Here is a 336-nt window from a genome sequence, read left to right as displayed (position 1 = left end):
TGGCGCGGTGTTGTGGGGGGGTGTGGGGGGTGCCCCCACCCCCCCCAACCCCCGACCACCTGTGCCGACCACGCCACCTTTGCCATAACCCTCTTTGTTACCCACGACCCCTCCGTGAAACCGCCCAAATCGGACTAGTCGGTCACTGCCCTCTCGCGGAGAGCCTCTTTGCGGACTGTGGGGTCGGGCGACGGCGTTCCGCGGATCGTCGTGCAGTCGGAGCGTGTCGCGGAATCCACCTTAGCGCCGGCTGTTTTTCCCCAAAATGGGTTGGGCCCCCAGGGGGGCGGGGGCGGCCCCACCGACGTAAGGGGGGGCCCCGGAAGGGGGGGTTGG

This window comes from Amycolatopsis sp. NPDC057786 (genome assembly GCF_042797905.1).
In the GTDB taxonomy this organism is placed as follows: domain Bacteria; phylum Actinomycetota; class Actinomycetes; order Mycobacteriales; family Pseudonocardiaceae; genus Amycolatopsis.
Note: the sequence above shows the minus strand (reverse complement) of the source record.